Below are 17,580 nucleotides of genomic sequence, written 5' to 3' on the forward strand. Positions count from 1 at the left end.
GAGGCATGATGCATTCATCTGAAACAATAAAAGTGGTGCCGGCGCGCTATCCGCTGCGGGTAGTCGGGGCCCTGGTCGCCCTTCTGGTGCTGGCGGTGGTGATCCAGTCGGTGGCCTTTAACCCGCGCTGGGAGTGGGGCGTCTTCGCCCGCTGGTTCTTCGACCCGGTGATCCTCGAGGGGCTGGGACAAACCCTGCTCCTGACCCTGCTCGGCACGGTGCTGAGCGTGATCTTCGGCGGCCTGCTGGCGCTGGCCCGCTTATCCTCATCGTGGCTGCTCAGCAGCCTCGCCTGGGGCTATATCTGGCTGTTTCGCTCGCTACCGCTGATTGTGGTGCTGATTATTCTCTATAACTTTTCTTATCTCTACGACACCCTGTCGCTGGGGATCCCGTTTACCGGCGTGACCTGGGCCAGCTATCAGACCATTAACGTGCTGGGGCAATTCTCCACGGCGGTGGTGGGCCTGACGCTGGTGCAGAGCGCCTATACCGCGGAGATCATTCGCGGCGGCTTTTTGGGGGTCGACCATGGGCAGTATGAAGCCGCCGCCGCGCTGGGGCTTCCCGCCTGGCGACGTACGTTGCGCATTATTCTGCCGCAGGCGCTGCGCACCATCCTGCCCTCCGGCTTCAATGAGATCATCAGTCTGGCGAAAGGAACGGCGATGGTGTACGTCCTGGCGATGCCGGAGCTGTTCTACACCATCCAGATGATCTACAACCGTACCCAGGAGGTGATCCCGCTGTTGATGGTTGGCGCCGCCTGGTATCTGGCGATCACCAGCGTCCTCTCCGCCATTCAGTATCTGGTGGAACGCGCCCTGGCGCGCAGCGAGCGCCGCTCGGCGGTAAACAGCGCCCGCAGCAGCCGTCTGAATCAACCCGCACGTCAACCACAGCCGCAGGAGGCCGTTCATGCCCAGCTCTCATAATGGCCATATCTCTATCACCGGGGTCAGCAAATACTATGGCCGTCACAAGGCGCTGGACGATGTGTCGCTGGAGATCCCCCCGGGCACGGTGACGGTGATCCTCGGCCCTTCCGGCTCGGGCAAGTCCACGCTGCTGCGCACCATAAATCACCTCGAACGCGTCGATGAGGGATTTATTCAGATTGACGGCGACTATATCGGCTACCGCCGCAAAGGCGACAAGCTGTATGAGATGAAAGAGAAGGAGATCCTCCGCCAGCGGATCAACGTCGGCTACGTTTTCCAGAATTTTAACCTGTTTCCGCATCTGACGGTGCTGGAGAACCTGATAGAGGCGCCGATCGCCCACAAGCAGGTCACGCGCAAAGAGGCTATTGCCCGCGCCTATGAACTGCTGGACGTCGTCGGACTGCGCAATAAAGCCGACGCCTGGTCGCGGCATCTCTCCGGCGGCCAGCAGCAGCGTATCGCGATTGCCCGGGCGCTGGCCCTGGACCCGCGGGTGATCCTGTTTGATGAGCCCACCTCGGCGCTGGATCCGGAGCTGGTGGGCGAGGTACTGGATGTGATCAAGAAGCTGGCGCGCTCCGGTACCACCCTGGTGGTGGTGACCCACGAGGTAGGCTTTGCCCGCGAGGTGGCCGACCAGGTGGTGTTTATGGTCGACGGCAGGATCGTCGAGCAGGGCAGCAGCGATGAGGTGCTCAACCATCCGCAGCATCCGCGTACCCGGCAGTTTTTATCCAGGGTGCTGCCGTCATGAACAGAGCGATAGTGACCCTTGTGCTCAGCGCCCTCGCCATGGACGCTCAGGCGGCGCTGGATCTGCGCGCCAATGAGCAGCCATTGCCGGTCACCCGCGACCCGCAGGCGATAGCGAAAATTCCGCCAGGCTATCGCTTTGTGGAGCCGGGGACGCTAACGGTGGCGATCTCGGCGCTCAATTCGCCGCCGCTGGCGCTGCTGGCCAGCGACAACCGCACGCGGATCGGCAGCGACCCGGATGTTGCCCGCCTGCTGGCCGGAAGCCTTGGCCTGAAACTCAGGCTGGTGCCCACCGCGTGGGAGGACTGGCCGCTGGGCATCGCCTCCGGCCGCTACGACGTGGCGCTGATCAATATCGCGGTGACCGAGAAGCGCAAAGAGAAGTTCGATTTTGCGACTTACCGGGTGGACTCCCTGGCCTTCTCGGTGAAATCCACCAGCGACATCGCCGCGGTAAACGGACCCGCTGACCTCGCCGGGCGCAAAGTGATCGTCGGGTCCGGCACCAATCAGGAACGGATCCTGCTGGGCTGGAACGACGACAACCGGGCAGCCGGGCGGCCGCTGGCCCAGCCGGTCTACCTGACCGATGATGCCTCCGGCAATCTCTATATCCAGTCCGGGCGAGCGGATATCTTTTTCGGCCCGCAGTCGGTGGCAGCCTATAAGGCCGCTCTCAACGGACAGACCAGGGTGGTGGGCCTGGGGCCGAAAAAGGCGTGGGTGGCGACGACCACTAAAAAAGGCAACGGCCTGGTCTTTGCCTTGCAGGCAGCACTCGACGGGGCGATTGCCCGCGGTGAATATCAGCAGGTGCTGGCGCGCTGGGGAGAGCAGGGCGAGGCGGTGGCGCAGTCGGTGGTCAACCCGCCGGGGATTACCTACTAAAAAACCGCTGTTTCGCCGGAGTACGATGCGAAACAGCGGAGGCGAATGCTCGCCAGGGTCTTCAATCAAACGGTGCGCGGAGTGAGCGTCAAACGATCCAGCGGCCCAACGATAAACAGATAGGAGAACAGGCCCAGCACGCCCATGGAACCGACGTAGAGGATGGCGTAATCAAACGAGTGGGTGTTGGCGAGGATCACCCCGATGACCAGCGGGGTAATGATGCTCGCCAGGTTGCCGCACATATTGAACACGCCACCGGCAATACCGAGCATCTCTTTCGGCGAGGTGTCGCTCAGCACGCACCAGCCGAGGTTCCCGAAACCTTTGGCAAAGAACGCCAGACTCATGGCGGCGATCACCACCACTTCCGAGGAGGTGTAGTTGGCGACGACAATGACGCAGGAGAGCAGCATGCCGCAGATCACCGGGAGCTTACGGGCGGTGGTCAGACTGTAACCGCGTTTCAGCAGCCAGTCCGAAAACACGCCGCCCAGCAGGCCGCCGATAAATCCGGCAATCGCCGGGATACTGGCGACAAACCCGACCTTGAGGATTGACATGCCTTTAGCCTGGTAGAGGTAAGTCGGAAACCAGGTGAGGAAGAACCAGGTAATCGATGTGACGCAGAACTGGCCGATATAAACCCCGATCATCATGCGATTGACGCAGACGCTTTTAATCTGCGCGAGAGTTAATTTTTGCTTTGTTTTTTGGCTACCTAATTCCGGTACGCCGCCGCCTTCACGAATATAATCGAGCTCCTGCGGGTTAATTTTAGGGTGATGTGAAGGATCCTTTACTTTTACCAGCCAGAATATTCCCAGCACCACCCCGATAGCGCCAATATAATAAAAGACATAGTGCCAGCTTAAATTATGCAGAATGATGGTCATCAGCGGCGTAATAATGCCCAGCGAAATATACTGCGCGGCCTGATAGACTGAGGTGACAAATCCACGCTCTTTATTGGGGAACCACTGGACGCTCAGGCGACTGTTGGCCGGAAAAGCGGGGGCTTCAATGGCGCCCATCATCAGACGCAGGATCACCAGCACCACCAGCGGACTGGCAAACAGATAAATAGTGCCCTGAAACATAGTGACGACCGACCAGCCAATCAGCGCGCAGCCGTAGACCAACCGCGAACCATATTTATCCAGCAGCCAGCCACCGGGGATTTGCATAATGACGTAGGAAATACCAAAAACCGAAAAGGCCAGGCCCATTGCTTCAGGGTCAAAACCTAACTCTTTACTCATCATCGGCGCGACAACGGACAGGGTGGCCCGGTCTGCATAATTAAATACGGTCGCGAGAAATAAAAAAACTAATATACCGTAACGCACGTTGCTGCGTTTTATTTGCTGTTGCATGTTATTCAACTCCTTTGCAGGGTTGTGAAGACACGTCATCTTTCATGTCGCCTTAATGCTTGCCTGAATGATTTCGTGTATTGCGAGTACAGCGGGTCAGCGATTATTTCCGGTGGCGCTGCGCTTACCGGGGCTACGGGTTCTCAGTGGTCTGCAGACCGGTAGCCCGGATAAGGCGTGGACGCCGTCATCCGGGAAAAGTCATTACGGGCGTGTTCCAAACTCGCAGCTTTGCTGGGTCCAGCGGCGGGCCTGCTCGCTGAGGGTGAAGCCCAGACCATGGCGTTCGGAAACCCACATCCGGCCATCGCGCAGTTCTAACTGCTCGTTAAACAGCGGGTTCAGCCACTCGAAGTGCTCCAGCCACGGTTCCAGCGGGTAGGCGGCGGCGAGATGCAGGTGCACCTCCATCGCAAAATGCGGGGCCAGCTTGCGACCGTGCTTCGCGGCCAGATCCATTATTTTCAGGAACGGGGAGATCCCACCGACGCGCGGGGCATCCGGTTGCACGAAGTCGCTGGCGTTGCCGAGGATCAACTGCTCATGTTCGCGGAAGCTGGTCAGCATCTCGCCGGTGGCAATCGGCGTATCCAGCGCGGCGGCCAGCTGCGCGTGGCCTTCGACGTCATAGGCATCCAGCGGCTCCTCAATCCAGATCAGATTGAACGGCTCCATTTTGCGCCCCATGCGGATGGCGGTTTCGCGATCCCATTGCTGGTTGGCATCCACCATCAGCGGAAAGTCATCACCCAGCACTTCGCGCACCGCCGTCAGACGACGGATATCTTCGGCAGTATTAGGCTGACCGACTTTCAGTTTAATCCCGCCGATGCCGTTTTCACGGGAGATAGCCACGTTTTTCAACACCTGATCCAGTGGGGTATGCAGGAAGCCGCCGGATGTGTTGTAGCACTGCACGGAATCACGATGTGAACCCAGCAGTTTGGCCAGCGGTAGACCGGCGCGTTTGGCTTTCATATCCCACAGGGCAATATCGATAGGGGAGATAGCTTGTACCGCCATGCCGCTACGGCCGACGGAAGCCCCGGCCCACAACAGTTTGGTGTAGATCTTGTCGATGTCGTTTGGATCTTCGCCAAGCAGATTATCGGCTATCTCTTTGGCGTGAGCGTAAATGCCCTGGCCGCCTGCACGTTTCGAGTAGCTAAAGCCGACGCCGGTGAATCCATCCCGGGAGTGAATTTCCGCGATGATAATCGCCACTTCTGTCAGCGGTTTTTGGCGACCGGTCAGCACTTTGGCATCGCTGACGGGAGTGGCCAGCGGCAGAAAAGCCAGCGACAGCCTGACGTGGTCAATGCGGTCACCGGTTTCAGCGGCGGTTTTGACGCCGGTGGTTTTGGCGTAGGTTACGGACTCGGAATTGGCGCTTGAGGTCATAGTGGTGTCCTTTTCTATAATAAAATGATTGCGCTATCATTTGTAATGGTGAAATGTTTTTGACGCTACGGTAGTGGTTTTAATTTGTACAAACGATCACAATTGGCCGTTATAAAGGCGAAAAATTTGCCGTGCAGATCACAATACAAAACAGTTTGTGAAAAGTGACAAGCCATAATGATAGCGATAACATTTTGTATTGCAGGTCGTTGATTCTGTTAGGGGAGACGCGGCGGGCGCTGGCAATTGCGTGGGGCATCATCAATAATGCCCACAGGAAACGACTTAACACAGGGGCTTAGCCGTGAAAAGCAAAAAACCGACGCGGGCGCCGACGCTGGAGGATGTGGCTCGCAGCGCCGGGTTGTCGCCGATGACGGTCAGTCGGGCGCTGAATACGCCCCAGCTGGTCAGGCCAAAAACGGTAGAGAAAGTGATGCAGGCGGTGCAGGCGACGGGCTATATCCCCAATGCGCTGGCCGGCGGCCTCGCCTCCAGGCGCAGCAAACTGGTGGCGGTCGTGGTACCGCAAATCAATAACAATATGTTTGTCGATACCATCCAGGCGCTGAGCGATACCCTGGCGGCGCGCGGCTACCATATGCTGCTGTGCGTGGCGGGCTATGACCGGCACACCGAAGCCGAGCTGGTCTCCACCTTGCTTTCGCGGCGCCCTGATGGCGTGGTGTTAACCGGCATCCAGCATGCACCGCTGTTAAAGAAAACGATCCTTAACGCCGCCACGCCGGTGGTGGAAATCTGGGATCTCACCCCGACGCCGCTGGACATGCTGGTCGGTTTTTCCCATGAAAAAGTGGGCGAAACCATTGGCGAGTACGTGCTGGAGAAAGGCTACCGGCGACCAGGCCTGCTGTGGGCGGGCGATGCGCGCGCGATGTTGCGTAAGCAGGGGCTCTGTGCCCGACTGGCTAAAAAAGGGCTGGACGATGCGCCTCAGGTTGAAGTGCCGCTCCCGGCGTCGCTGGCGCTGGGGCGAAGCGGTCTGGCGGAGCTGCTCGCCGGCGGCGAATTTGATGTGATCATCTGCAGCTCAGACACCCTCGCCCAGGGGGCGATTATGGAAGCCGAAAGCCGGGGGCTACGCGTACCGCAGGAACTGGCGGTGATCGGTTTTGGCGATCTGGATTTCGCCGCCAGCAATCGTCCGGCCATCACTACCGTCAGCGTCGACCGTCATGCCATCGGTGAACGGGCCGCCACGCTGCTGGCTGACCGCATCGAAGGGGGAGAAGACAGCGGGGTGATTATAGATATCGGCTTTCAGCTGGTGGCACGAGAATCGGCGTAGGCCTGCCTTTTCAGGGCGTGGTGTGCCGGGTGGGTGAGCGGCGAATTTCTGCCTACACTTAGGCTTTACCCTGGAGGCAGACCATGATAACCGTTTATGGCGTGCCGGGATGGGGCTCGACGATTAGCGAGCTGATGCTCTCCCTGGCCGATATTCCCTACGAGGTGGTTGACGTGGAGGGCTTTGACCAGCCCGGTCCGGCGCGCGAGCGTCTGCGGCAGATTAACCCGCTGTGCCAGGTGCCCACCCTGCAGCTGGCCGACGGGAGCATCATGACCGAAACCGCCGCCATCGCGCTGATGATCCTCGACCAGCGTCCCGATCTGGCCCCCGCGCCAGGGACGCCGCAGCGTCAGCAGTTCCAGCGTCTGCTGGTCTGGCTGGTGGCCAACGTCTATCCTACCTTTACTTATGCCGATTACCCGGAACGCTGGGCGCCCGCCGCCGCGGAGCAACTGGTGGAGAATTGTCGCCAGTACCGGAAAAATCTCTATCTCTGGTTCGAACAGCAGCTGGCCGCCGGGCCGTGGGCGCTGGGCGCGTCGGTAACGTTGCTGGATTGCTATATCGCGGCGATGTACAGCTGGGGGCCGCGACAGGCGTGGTTTGACGACCACGCGCCAAAATTCGCCGCCATCGCCCGGGCGGTCTGTCAGCGACCGGAGTTGGCCGCGGCGCTTCGCCGTAACAAGCTGATTTAACGCACGCGATGGCAACCAGAACGGCCATTCTGTGGTAGCGTTATGGTTCTGACCACAAGGAGTCTTTGCTATGCCGCATGTTGATATTAAATGCTTTCCCCGTGAACTGACTGACGAACAAAAAACCGCGCTGGCCGCCGACATCACTGAGGTGCTGATCCGCCATCTGAACAGCAAAGAGAGCGCTGTCAGCGTCGCGCTGACTCAGGTTGAGCCGGACGCGTGGCAGGCGGTGTGGGACAGTGAGATCGCCCCGCAGATGGCGCAGTTAATTAAGAAGCCGGGTTATAGCATGTAGTTGCCACTGGCGGGCATGAAGTCCGCCAGTGACGATCCGTCAGAACCAAATCTCCGTCTGCACGCCGAAGTTCCATGTCCCGCCTGCGGTAAAGCCTTTACTGCCGAAATCATCGTTGATCGCATAACGATCCAGGTCTTTATCCCAGTTCATCCACGTGACAAAGAAACGTATCTCCGGCCGCGCTTTGATATCAAACACATCGCCCACTTTAAAGGTGGGGGCGAAGGTCAGCTTGTAGAAATCACCGCGCACCGCCTGATACTGATAAACGTTGTCATTATAGCGATAGCTGCGCCCGTTCGGATTGAGATCCATATACTGCCACGAGGCCTCATACAGCAGGGCGAAGTGAGCGGAGATCCCTTGCGACACCCGCAGGTTAAACGTCGCCCAGTCGTAGCGGTCGCCGTCGCGATAGCGGTCTTCGCTGTGCTGGGCTATCACCGACGGCGCCAGCTGCCAGTTTTTCCCCAACGGCAGGATCCCGTACGAGGCAAAGCGCAGGGAAGCCGCGTTCTCGGTCAGGTCGCCATCGCTCCCAGGCTGACGCGCTTCGGCACCCAGCCCGACGCCGTACTGCAGCGCGCTTTCCGACACCCCCGGCGCCAGGCCGTAGAACTGCTGTTTGTCGTGCAGAGCCAGCATCGCGTAGTAGCCGTTTTTGGCGGTGTTATCGCTGCGCAGGGCATAGCTCCCGGTGGTCGAGGTATTATCTTTCAGGTCATCGTTACCCTGGGCGGTCATCACCGTGGTCATCAGCTGCCAGTTGCCGTAAAAATGGTTGGCGGTGAACAGCAGATTCTGGATGTCATTATCCGCGTAATTATCGCTGCCAAGGTCGCCGAAGTTACGCGCATACACCGAATAATCGCCGCGCAGGCCGCTTCCCCAGTCGACATCGTTGATCCCGCCGCCGGTGCCACCGAGGAACATGATGTCGCTATCGGTAAAGTGGATATCGAAGTTATCCCGATCGAAGCGTTTGCCGGCCCAGATCGAGGCGCGTTTTAACGGTCCGGTGAACTCGGCGAAGTCGCCCATCTCGACGTACAGCTGACGAATGTTCAGATGGTGGCTGTCGTTATCCTGAACCCACGGATCCGGGTTGGTGGCCCCGTCGGCGAGCATGGTCTTAAAGCGCGCCCATGAGCCATCGTTGAAGGTGAGTTTTTTGCCAAAGCTCAGCTCAGCGTAATTATCTTTTTCGTTGCCGAGACGACCGACGTGGGCATCGCCGTTGAGCGAACTGGCCGGGGAGATGCCTGGCCCGCCGCGGGCACCTTTGCCGTGGCTGTTGACTAACATTCCGGAACGGGCGTAGGCGTTAAAGGTAAAGCCGTCGTCCGGGGCGCGCTTCGCCAGCTGCTCGCTCAGTTGCTGATTGGTGGCCTGCTGTTTTTGTTCGCGAGCCGTGGTCTGTTGGCTGAGCGCCTGCACCTGCTGCTCCGCTGCAGCCGCGCGCTGTTCGGCGAGATTGAGGCGCGCTTCAAGTTGCGCCAGCCGTTGTTCGACGCTCAACCCGGCGGCGCTGGTGAGTGGAAAAAGGGCGCAGCAAACCGCTGCGCTAATCACAGAGATACGCATAAAAGTCCTTAATTTATCCAGAGGTTAAATCAGCGGGGCGCCTTACATGGCGGGGGATTCTCCGGTGGTCGGGGTCGGGGCTGGCGAGGCGCCGCGTCCGGCATCGAGGTCGGCACGGATCTGCTCATAGTGATCGTCGAGGCGGTAGAAGCGGCCCATCCACAGCATCGAAGCGAGGATCAACAGCGCCGGAATGTACAGATAGCAGGCCTTGATGGCCAACAGGGCGCTGTCGCTTTGCGCCTGGTTGGCGATATAGCCGCCGGAGGAAAGCAGTACCCCGGTGATCGCCCCGGCGCCGGCCATCGCCACCTTGCCGAGAAAGCCGTTTATCGAGGTCAGGATCCCAGCGGTATTGATGCCGGTTTTCCACACACCGTAATCCACCGGGTCGGCCTGCATCGAGAAATAGATAGCCGTGCGCTGACCGGCGCCAAGGGAGAGGATCACCGCCCCGACGATCAGCCCCAGCGCGTAGGTGCCAGAGAGCATCATCATCCCCATCCCGAGCAGATTGATCGCGCTGGCCACCAGATAGACATGACGTTTTTTCATGCGTCGGGCCAGCAGCGGGACGGTGAGGGTGCCGAGCAGGGGAACGAAGGTGGAGATCCCGGCGATAACCGCCGTCAGCTCGGTATTCCCGACGTAATAGTGGAAGAAGTACACCAGCGCTCCGGTCTGAAAGAAGAATGCCCCCCACATCAGAAAGATATTGCTGGCGAAGATCCACCACGGACGATTGGCGCGCAGGCTAATCCAGGCGCGTTTCAGGGTCATGCGCTCCCCGGTGAGGGTGATCTTTTCTTCGACGTTGCGAAAGCTCACCAGCAGGAAAAAGGCCGCCAGTATGCCAAAAATCACTGCGGTATAGAGGAACCCCTGCTGCTGGTCGCCTTTGCCCAGCATGCCGACCAGCGGCAGGGTGGCCACGGCGACGATGGTGGCCCCGAGAGATCCCAGCAGAATGCGCACTGCCGACAGCGTGGTGCGCTCTGCGGAATCACTGGTTAAAAACGGCAGCATGGCGCAGAACGGAATGTTCACCAGGGTGTAGAGGAACGACAGACACAGATAGGTGATAAAGGCGTACAGCAGTTTGCCGGTGGTGCCGAAATCCGGCACATAAAAGGCCAGAATACACAGCAGACCAAAAGGCAGGGCGCCGATCAGCAGCCAGGGACGGCAGCGCCCCCAACGGGTGGCGGTATTGTCGATTACCAGCCCCATCAGCACGTCGGCCACGCCATCCACCAGCCGGGTGACCAGGAACATCAGCCCGACGTAATAGGCCGGGAGGCCCATCACGTCGGTGTAAAAGAACATCAGATACAGAGAGATCATCTGCCACACAAGGTTGCAGGAGAGATCGGCAATGCCATAGCCAAGGCGCTGCCGCCACAGAGTAAACGTTGTTTCTGCCATAAATCACTCGCTTATCGTTGTTGTTAAAGTCCGTACTGGCGAATAAACCAGGCCGGGGTACAGCTCCACGCATGGCAGTAACTGTTGATGAGCTTACTGCCATACGGGGAAAAGTCAGGATGCTGTGGGTCGAAAATTTCCCAGAAGGTGTCGGCGCCGGAGTCAACCATCGCCCCCCAGTAGGCCTTGATCTCCGCTACCGCCTCCTCGCGCAGGCCGCACTGCAGCAGGGCGACAATGTGATGATGGCGCAGGTACGGCGTATTCATGGCAATGGCGGGCGGCTGTTGCTGCAGGCGGCGCATCAGCGCTTGCCGCTGCGCCATGGTTCCAACTTCCGCCAGCACCAGCCAGATCTGCGATGCCCATGAGACCTGGCGCGCGGCGCCGCTGATAAACACCTGCCGTTCGCTGTCCCACAGGTGCTGCTGAGCGGCCTCTTTCAGCTGCGCCAGTGTGGCGGTGTCGTCGGGCACCCGCTGTGGCTCAATACGCTGCGCCAGCCAGATGGCGCGCTGCAGGCAGTAGATGAGCACCCCCTGCGCTGACGCCTGTTTATTCAGATCCGCCTGCCAGTCGATAAACACCCACCAGTCATCGCTGTCGCGCACCAGGCCGCGGGTATCGCAACGGGTCAGCGCCAGCTCGATTTGCCGTCGCGCCGTGGGCCACAGTTCACGGGCGGTTTCCATGTCGCCAGTGCTTTGCAGGTAGTGATAGAGTACGTCGACAAAAAACAATGAATAATCAAAGAGAAAGGTGTCATCGGCGCGCACGTCAGGCTGGACAAAGACATTGGCGGAGACCATGCCGTCTTCCCGGGTATGGCCGGCAAACAGGTACAGGCAGCGGCGGACCAGATCGTGGTGGCCGAAGGTCACGTCATTGACCAGCGCCTGCAGGCGCAGGTCGCCGAGCCACAGCCGACGGTCGCGTTTCGGCCCATCCTCAAACACCTCCTGCATGCAGTTTTGCAGGGTGCGAACCGCGACGTCATCAATGGCTTTCAGCTGCGGATCGGCGATGACCGCCGGCTGCGGGTTGCCGGCAGAGGTAACGGTTTCCAGGGCTATCTCATCGAACTGCAGACGAAATTTGCGCGACAGCGCTTTGATTTCCACCTTCAGGTAGCGCAGGCAGTAGCGACGCGGCAGGTCAACCCGGGCGGGCAGGACGTCGAGCCACAGATCCTGTTGCTGCAACCAGCTACTGCTCAGCCACCCCTGGTACTCGCTGAACGGCTCGCAGACTTCGCTCAGCGTTTCGCCGAAGGTGAAGTGCAGATGGGCCGGGGCATCCGGCGGGCTGCCGACGCTGCGACAGCTGAACTGCAGGTAGCCAACAAAATGGCTGCCAAAGTCAATAATGATGCTGTCGCCGACGCTGAGCGGTTGCTGATAAAACTGCTCCGGGGTGCAGACGGCATGCCCCCGCCAGCCGGTCAGCGCCTTGGGATCGGGTTCAGCCCTGACGATGGCCTGTGGCGCCTGGCGCTGACGATGCAGCGCGGGCGTCAGGGCGGCCGCACGCTGTAATAAATGCGGATGGCGGGTCATCGCCACACTGGAATTGTATTGAATTGCCTGTGACATACTGCGTCCTCTCCATTAGGTTAGGCGCAGCATAGGCCGTCGTCTGGCGGCGCCACCACTCTGGCAATGCCAAACCGTCAGTGAAAATGGCAGGAATAATGAGGTGGGGGCGCTGGCGATCACAAATCCGCACATCGGGCGAGTGACGAAGGCTGGAATAGATTATCGTGCCCCTGCGCACCACGCTGTTCAGGATTTGCTGTAATGATGACACTGACCGTTGAGTATTATTTCACCCATCCCCAGGATAAGCTCGGCATGTACGCCAGCGACCCGGAAGATAATAGCCAGGAACATGGCCACGAGTTTGCCGAGCTGGTGATCGTCGAGGAGGGGCATGGATTACACGTTATTAATGGCCGCCCGCTGTATATCCAGCAGGGCGATGTATTTTACGTCCAGCCTGGCGATGTCCACTATTATGATGAGCTGGGGACGCTGAAGCTGATTAATGTCTTAATTAATCCGGCGGTGGCCTTTCGCTATTTACAGCAGATGGAGGGATTGCTGCAGCAATTATCGGCGCAGCGCGCCGCCTGCTATGGCTGGCTGGCGCCTGAGACCCGCAGCTATTGTCGGGAACTGGTGGAAAAGATATTTTCCCTGGCGCTGAGGGCGGCGGATAATACCCCGCTACGTGAGTCTCTCTTTTTCCAGCTGGTGACCACCATTCTCACAGCCGAGTCGGAAGCAGAATATAGCAGCACCCGCTATAAACTCCATAAATTACTCACCTGGCTGCAGGAGCACTGTTTCGAAGAACATAACTGGCAGCAGCTGGCGGAGCAATTTCATCTCACCACCCGCACGGCGTTTCGCCATATTAAAGAGGCCACCGGCTTAACGCCGGATAATTATCTGAAACGCCTGCGGCTGGTCTCCGCGCGGGTCAAATTACGTGAAACGGAGATGACCATTACCGAAGTGGCTTATCTGTGCGGCTTCGCCAACAGCAACCACTTTACCACCCTGTATAAAAAAGTGTTTGGCCTGACCCCCAGCGCCGATCGCCGCCGCCCACCGTGTTGAAAAGGGGGGGCCGCAGGCCGGGCAGGGGAAACCGGCCGCCTGCGGCAAGTCACGCTTATTCGTCGAGGGAGTTTGCCCGCACATGACGACCGCTGGCGACAAAATTGCCGGTGCCAAGATGATGCAGGGTATTGAGCTTATCGTCGTCGAACTGCCAGCGTCCGGTGACGAACGCGCGCTCATCGGCGGCGGCAGACACCACCTCCCCGAACAGGGTGTCGTACTGGGTCTGGGCCGCCGTCGCCGGCAGCAGTCGGCACTCCATCCATGCCAGACACTTCTCCTCGATCAGCGGCAACCCCAGCTCCGGACCGGTCACTACCGGGATCCCCCAGGCATTGAATTTGTCCTCATCGCGGCCGCTGACGCTGCCGACGGCGTAGGTCCAGCTGGCGGCGGCGACGCCGGGAACCACAATGCCGAAGGTGCCGTTGCGCTCGATGATCTCCCGCGTCCAGGTGCTTTTATCCACCACAATAGCCACCCGCGGCGGGGCGAATTCCACCGGCATTGACCAGGCGGCGGCCATGACGTTGCGCCGGTCGGACGGGGCATCGTAGCTGGTGATCAAAATGGTCGGGCCGTGGTTGAGCAGGCGGCTGGCATATTGCAGTTCAACGTGGCGAAAGCGGCTCATAGGCGTTCCTTGAATAATGGGTCGGTTGGCAGGTAACACGTTAAGCCGCAATGAAAATGTAATCAATACGTCATCTCGTCTGACTATAGTCGCCAGCACTAAGTCCCAAAGAGGATCACAATATGTTGGCTCCCCTGATGTTATCCCAGGTGAGCGTGCCCCGTCGGATGTCGGCCGCCGGGCAGGTCTCGCTGTCCCGAAAGGGAGGGCGATGATGCGCACGCTGACCCCTATCACCCTGCAGGAGGTCTCTTTTGCCTTCGCAGAGACTCCCGTTCTTGACCGTTTCTCGTTGCATATCGAACCCGGCCGCATCGTGGCGCTACTGGGTCCGTCCGGCTGCGGCAAAAGCACTTTGCTGCGTCTGCTGGCCGGGCTGAGCGTGCCGGCCAGCGGCGAAATCCGCTTTGGCGACAGGCTGGTCGCCCGCGCAGGATGGGGATTGCCCCCGGAGCAGCGCGATATCGGCATGGTTTTTCAGGATTACGCCCTCTGGCCGCATATGAGCGTGGCGCAGAACGTCGCCTTTCCACTGCGCATGCGCGGTGTCTCCCGTAGCGAACGCGAGCGCCGGGTCAGCGAGGCGCTGGCGCGGGTAGGCCTCAACGGTTTCGCCGAACGTAAACCCTCTGGTCTTTCTGGCGGTCAGCAGCAGCGGGTGGCGCTGGCGCGGGCGATCGTCGCCGCGCCGCGGGTGCTGCTGTTTGATGAACCGCTCTCCAACCTGGACAGCGAACTGCGCGAATCGCTGTGCGGCGAAATGAGCCGCCTGTTGCGACAGCTCGGCATCACCGCCGTGTATGTCACCCATGACCGACGTGAAGCCGAGCTGTTAGCCGACCAGATTGTCTATTTATCCGCGGGCCGCGTGGCCGCTGTCCGCGCCGTTACGCCAACCTCAGGGGAAGTTGCATGAACACCGTTATGACCGTTAAGAAAGGAGTGGTACTCGCGATGGCTCTCTCCGCCATGATGCTTTCCAGCGCCCATGCGCTGACCGTTTACACCGCCGGCCCTGGCTCGCTGGCGAAAAGCCTGGCCAGCGGTTTTGAACAACAGACCGGGGTGAAGGTGACGGTTTTCCAGGCCACCACCGGCAAAGTGATGGCCCGACTGGAGGCCGAGCAGGCCAACCCGCAGGCGGATGTGCTGATCTCCGCCTCGTGGGATACCGCCGAAGATCTGCACCAGCGGGGCTGGTTGCTGCCTTTTGCGAGCGCCAACGCCGACCAGGTACCGGCGAACCTGAAATCAGCGGACTATATCGCCCAGGGCGTCTCCGCCCTGGGTATTGTCTGGAACAGTAAAAGTGGCACCCCGGAACCGAAAGAGTGGCGGGATCTCACCCAGCCGGCGTTTAAAGACAAGGTGACAACCCCCGACCCGGCGCTCTCCGGCGCGTCGCTGGATTTGCTGATCGGGCTGCAAAACAGCATGGGCGACCAGGCCTGGCAACTGTTTGACGATCTGAAAAAGAACGGCATGGTGGTCAGCGGACCCAACGCCCAGGCGGTGACGCCGGTGATGCAGGGGGCGAAAGCAGCGGTATTTGGCGCGGTGGATTATGTCTCCTACGGCAATATTCAGCAGGGCGAGTCGCTGAAGGTGATCTTCCCGGCCAGCGGAACGGTGATTGCCCCGCGCCCGATGATGATCCTCAAAACCAGCCAGCATGCCGACGATGCCAAAGCCTTTATCGATTATGTTCTGTCGCCGGAAGGTCAGGCGAGGGTTGCCGATGCCTGGCTGATGCCCGCCCGCCGCGACGTGGCGGCCAAACGTCCGTTACTGGACGCGCTGAAGGTGCTGCCCACCACCAGCGAAGGCAGCAGCGAACGGGGCGCCGTGCTCGCCCGCTTCAGTCAGCTGTACGCGCAGTAATTGCTCCTGTTCCTCCGGCGCTGGCCGCCGGGGGGACCCCTCAACTTCAGGAACCGGTTGTGAAACAAACATTCCTTTCCGGCGCGACCCTCGCCGCCCTGGTGATGCTGGTCGCGTTACCGTTAGTGTTTATTCTGCTGCAGGCGATTTTTCCCCATTTTAGCGCTGGTTCGCTCGGGAACGCCTTTGGCGGCGTCTCGGCGCTGCTGGCCGATCCCCAGTTGCCGGCGATGCTCGGCGGTACGCTGTGGATCGCCGCCGGCGTGGCGCTGGTCAGCGTAATGATTGGTCTGCCGCTCGGCATCCTGCGCGGTATGTTTTCGCTGCCGCTGCCCCGGCTGTGGGATCTCCTGTTTTTGATCCCCTTTCTGACGCCGCCCTATATCTCGGCGCTCTCCTGGATGCTGGCCCTGCAAAGCCAGGGCTATCTGCAGCAGCTGACCGGCTGGCAATTGAACGATCTGCTGTTCAGTCGCAGCGGGATCGTGCTGGTGATGACCTTTAACATTTTCCCGGTGGTCTACTTTGCCGTCTCCCGCAGCCTGCTGGCGAGCGGGACCCGGCTGGCGGTGGTCGCCCGCGTCCATGGCGCCAGCGCCTGGCGCGCTTTCTGGCACGTGACACTACCGATGCTCTCCCCGGCGCTGGCGGCGGGCACGCTGCTGGCGTTTACCCTCGCTATCGAGGAGTTTGGCGTACCGGCGGCGCTGGGCAGCCGGGCGGGAGTGGTGATGCTGACGGTCGGTATTGAGAAAAAGCTGGCCGACTGGCCGGTGGACCTTACCGGCGCCGCGCTGCTGTCGCTGCTGCTGATGGCGGTGGCGTTGTTCGCCTGGTGGCTGCAAATACGGCTGGTGGGGGAGAAAGAGGTCACCAGCGTCACCGGCAAGCCGGGAGAAAACCGCGGGGCATCGCTGGGCGTGATGACGCTGCCCGCCGTGCTGATAATGGCGGCCGTCGGCGGCCTGGCGGTCGGCGTCCCCGCCGCCTCGATGATGCTCACCAGCGTGATGGGCACGCTCTCAGGGGGCGTGAGTGTTGAGAATGTCACGCTGCGTCACTTCGCGGCGCTGTTTGACCAGCAGGGGGATGCCCTGTCGGCCCTCGGCACCAGCCTGTCGCTGGCCCTGGGCTCGGCGCTGATCGTCGGCGCGCTGGGCCTGCTGGCCGCCTGGCTGGTGATGGTGCAGAAGATTAAAGGGCGCGGGATGGTGGACGCGCTGTCGCTGATGCCGGCGGCGCTGCCGGGCGTGGTGGTGGGGGTCGGTTTGATCCTGCTGTGGAATCAGCCTTTCTGGCCGCGTTCGCCCTATAACACGCTGTGGATGTTGCTGCTCTCCTATTGCTGCCTGCTGTTGCCCTGGCCGGTGCGCTATGTCGGCAGCGCGCTGCGCCAGCTGGGCCCCAATCTTGAGCCCGCCGCCCGGGTGCACGGGGCGTCGCCGCTACAGGCGCTGCGGTTGATTGTCCTGCCGCTGGTCTTTCCGGCGCTGCTGGCGGCGATGCTGATGGTGTTCGCGGTGGCGTCCCGGGAGCTGGTGACCTCGCTGCTGCTCTCTCCAGCCGGTACGCAAACCGTGTCGGTGTTTATCTGGCGCCAGTTCGAACAGGGTTCCGTCGGTCAGGGCATGGCGATGGCCAGCCTGACGCTGTTGACCGGTCTGGTCCTGATGCTGACGGCGCTGGCGCTGATGCAGCGCAGCACGCGCGGTTAACGACAAGCGCACAAAAAAGACGGTCGGCGCGGAAAAATAGG

At 60.3% G+C, this 17,580-nt stretch carries 16 protein-coding genes; 10 read left to right on the plus strand and 6 right to left on the minus strand.

Annotated features, from left to right (window positions below):
* Nucleotides 1-8: 8 nt before the first annotated feature.
* The 3 genes from CWM57_RS01820 to CWM57_RS01830 are packed head-to-tail and all read left to right on the plus strand — an operon-like array spanning nt 9 to nt 2,588.
* Complete coding sequence (locus tag CWM57_RS01820; protein ID WP_008804709.1) at nt 9-935, plus strand: amino acid ABC transporter permease; 927 nt, start codon at nt 9-11, stop codon at nt 933-935.
* Nucleotides 919-1,698 carry an amino acid ABC transporter ATP-binding protein gene (locus tag CWM57_RS01825; RefSeq protein WP_008804710.1) on the plus strand — a complete coding sequence of 260 codons (780 nt, stop codon included), beginning with the start codon at nt 919-921 and terminating at the stop codon, nt 1,696-1,698. Before CWM57_RS01820 ends, CWM57_RS01825 begins: the two co-directional genes overlap by 17 nt.
* 38 nt (nt 1,699-1,736) lie before the next feature.
* A complete protein-coding gene (locus CWM57_RS01830) occupies nt 1,737-2,588 on the plus strand; it encodes a transporter substrate-binding domain-containing protein (RefSeq protein ID WP_162678287.1) in 852 nt (283 codons plus the stop codon).
* Between the two features lie 65 nt (nt 2,589-2,653).
* On the opposite strand, the gene CWM57_RS01835 is transcribed toward CWM57_RS01830, so the two are convergent.
* Both CWM57_RS01835 and CWM57_RS01840 read right to left on the minus strand, forming a co-directional pair.
* Nucleotides 2,654-3,964, minus strand: coding sequence for an MFS transporter (locus CWM57_RS01835; protein WP_074385713.1), 1,311 nt, complete (start codon nt 3,962-3,964; stop codon nt 2,654-2,656).
* A 204-nt stretch (nt 3,965-4,168) separates the two neighbouring features.
* Complete coding sequence (locus CWM57_RS01840; RefSeq protein ID WP_061154444.1) at nt 4,169-5,365, minus strand: L-talarate/galactarate dehydratase; 1,197 nt, start codon at nt 5,363-5,365, stop codon at nt 4,169-4,171.
* Nucleotides 5,366-5,669: 304 nt separating this feature from the next.
* Here CWM57_RS01840 and CWM57_RS01845 point away from each other — a divergent pair, with 304 nt between their 5' ends.
* The 3 genes from CWM57_RS01845 (at nt 5,670) to pptA (ending at nt 7,673) form a co-directional block, all read left to right on the plus strand.
* Nucleotides 5,670-6,674, plus strand: a complete 1,005-nt coding sequence (locus tag CWM57_RS01845) for a LacI family DNA-binding transcriptional regulator (protein WP_100675513.1) — start codon at nt 5,670-5,672, stop codon at nt 6,672-6,674.
* A gap of 83 nt (nt 6,675-6,757) precedes the next feature.
* The gene (locus tag CWM57_RS01850) at nt 6,758-7,375 is read left to right on the plus strand and encodes a glutathione S-transferase family protein (RefSeq protein WP_100630559.1); all 618 of its coding nucleotides are present in this window, start codon (nt 6,758-6,760) and stop codon (nt 7,373-7,375) included.
* A gap of 70 nt (nt 7,376-7,445) precedes the next feature.
* A complete protein-coding gene (gene pptA, locus CWM57_RS01855; RefSeq protein WP_002906690.1) occupies nt 7,446-7,673 on the plus strand; it encodes a tautomerase PptA in 228 nt (75 codons plus the stop codon).
* Between the two features lie 39 nt (nt 7,674-7,712).
* Here pptA and CWM57_RS01860 read toward each other — a convergent pair whose 3' ends face one another.
* The 3 genes from CWM57_RS01860 to CWM57_RS01870 are packed head-to-tail and all read right to left on the minus strand — an operon-like array spanning nt 7,713 to nt 12,277.
* Complete coding sequence (locus tag CWM57_RS01860; protein WP_074385716.1) at nt 7,713-9,260, minus strand: carbohydrate porin; 1,548 nt, start codon at nt 9,258-9,260, stop codon at nt 7,713-7,715.
* A gap of 42 nt (nt 9,261-9,302) precedes the next feature.
* The gene (locus CWM57_RS01865) at nt 9,303-10,685 is read right to left on the minus strand and encodes an MFS transporter (RefSeq protein WP_100675514.1); all 1,383 of its coding nucleotides are present in this window, start codon (nt 10,683-10,685) and stop codon (nt 9,303-9,305) included.
* 23 nt (nt 10,686-10,708) lie between these two features.
* Complete coding sequence (locus CWM57_RS01870; protein ID WP_100675515.1) at nt 10,709-12,277, minus strand: family 78 glycoside hydrolase catalytic domain; 1,569 nt, start codon at nt 12,275-12,277, stop codon at nt 10,709-10,711.
* Between the two features lie 204 nt (nt 12,278-12,481).
* On the opposite strand from CWM57_RS01870, the gene CWM57_RS01875 reads away from it, so the two are divergent.
* Nucleotides 12,482-13,306: a helix-turn-helix domain-containing protein gene (locus tag CWM57_RS01875; RefSeq protein ID WP_074385719.1), complete on the plus strand. Its 825-nt coding sequence runs from the start codon at nt 12,482-12,484 to the stop codon at nt 13,304-13,306.
* Nucleotides 13,307-13,361: 55 nt separating this feature from the next.
* Here CWM57_RS01875 and CWM57_RS01880 read toward each other — a convergent pair whose 3' ends face one another.
* Nucleotides 13,362-13,943: a flavin reductase family protein gene (locus CWM57_RS01880; RefSeq protein ID WP_004151228.1), complete on the minus strand. Its 582-nt coding sequence runs from the start codon at nt 13,941-13,943 to the stop codon at nt 13,362-13,364.
* Between the two features lie 211 nt (nt 13,944-14,154).
* Here CWM57_RS01880 and CWM57_RS01885 point away from each other — a divergent pair, with 211 nt between their 5' ends.
* The 3 genes from CWM57_RS01885 to CWM57_RS01895 are packed head-to-tail and all read left to right on the plus strand — an operon-like array spanning nt 14,155 to nt 17,539.
* A complete protein-coding gene (locus tag CWM57_RS01885) occupies nt 14,155-14,859 on the plus strand; it encodes an ABC transporter ATP-binding protein (protein WP_012541582.1) in 705 nt (234 codons plus the stop codon).
* Complete coding sequence (locus CWM57_RS01890) at nt 14,856-15,824, plus strand: ABC transporter substrate-binding protein (protein WP_008804721.1); 969 nt, start codon at nt 14,856-14,858, stop codon at nt 15,822-15,824. The genes CWM57_RS01885 and CWM57_RS01890 overlap by 4 nt, the downstream gene beginning before the upstream one ends.
* A 59-nt stretch (nt 15,825-15,883) precedes the next feature.
* A complete protein-coding gene (locus tag CWM57_RS01895) occupies nt 15,884-17,539 on the plus strand; it encodes an ABC transporter permease (protein WP_100675516.1) in 1,656 nt (551 codons plus the stop codon).
* The last annotated feature ends 41 nt before the right edge of the window (nt 17,540-17,580 follow it).

The sequence above is a fragment of the Klebsiella sp. G-Nf4 genome, from assembly GCF_002810615.1.
Lineage (GTDB): Bacteria > Pseudomonadota > Gammaproteobacteria > Enterobacterales > Enterobacteriaceae > Klebsiella > Klebsiella variicola.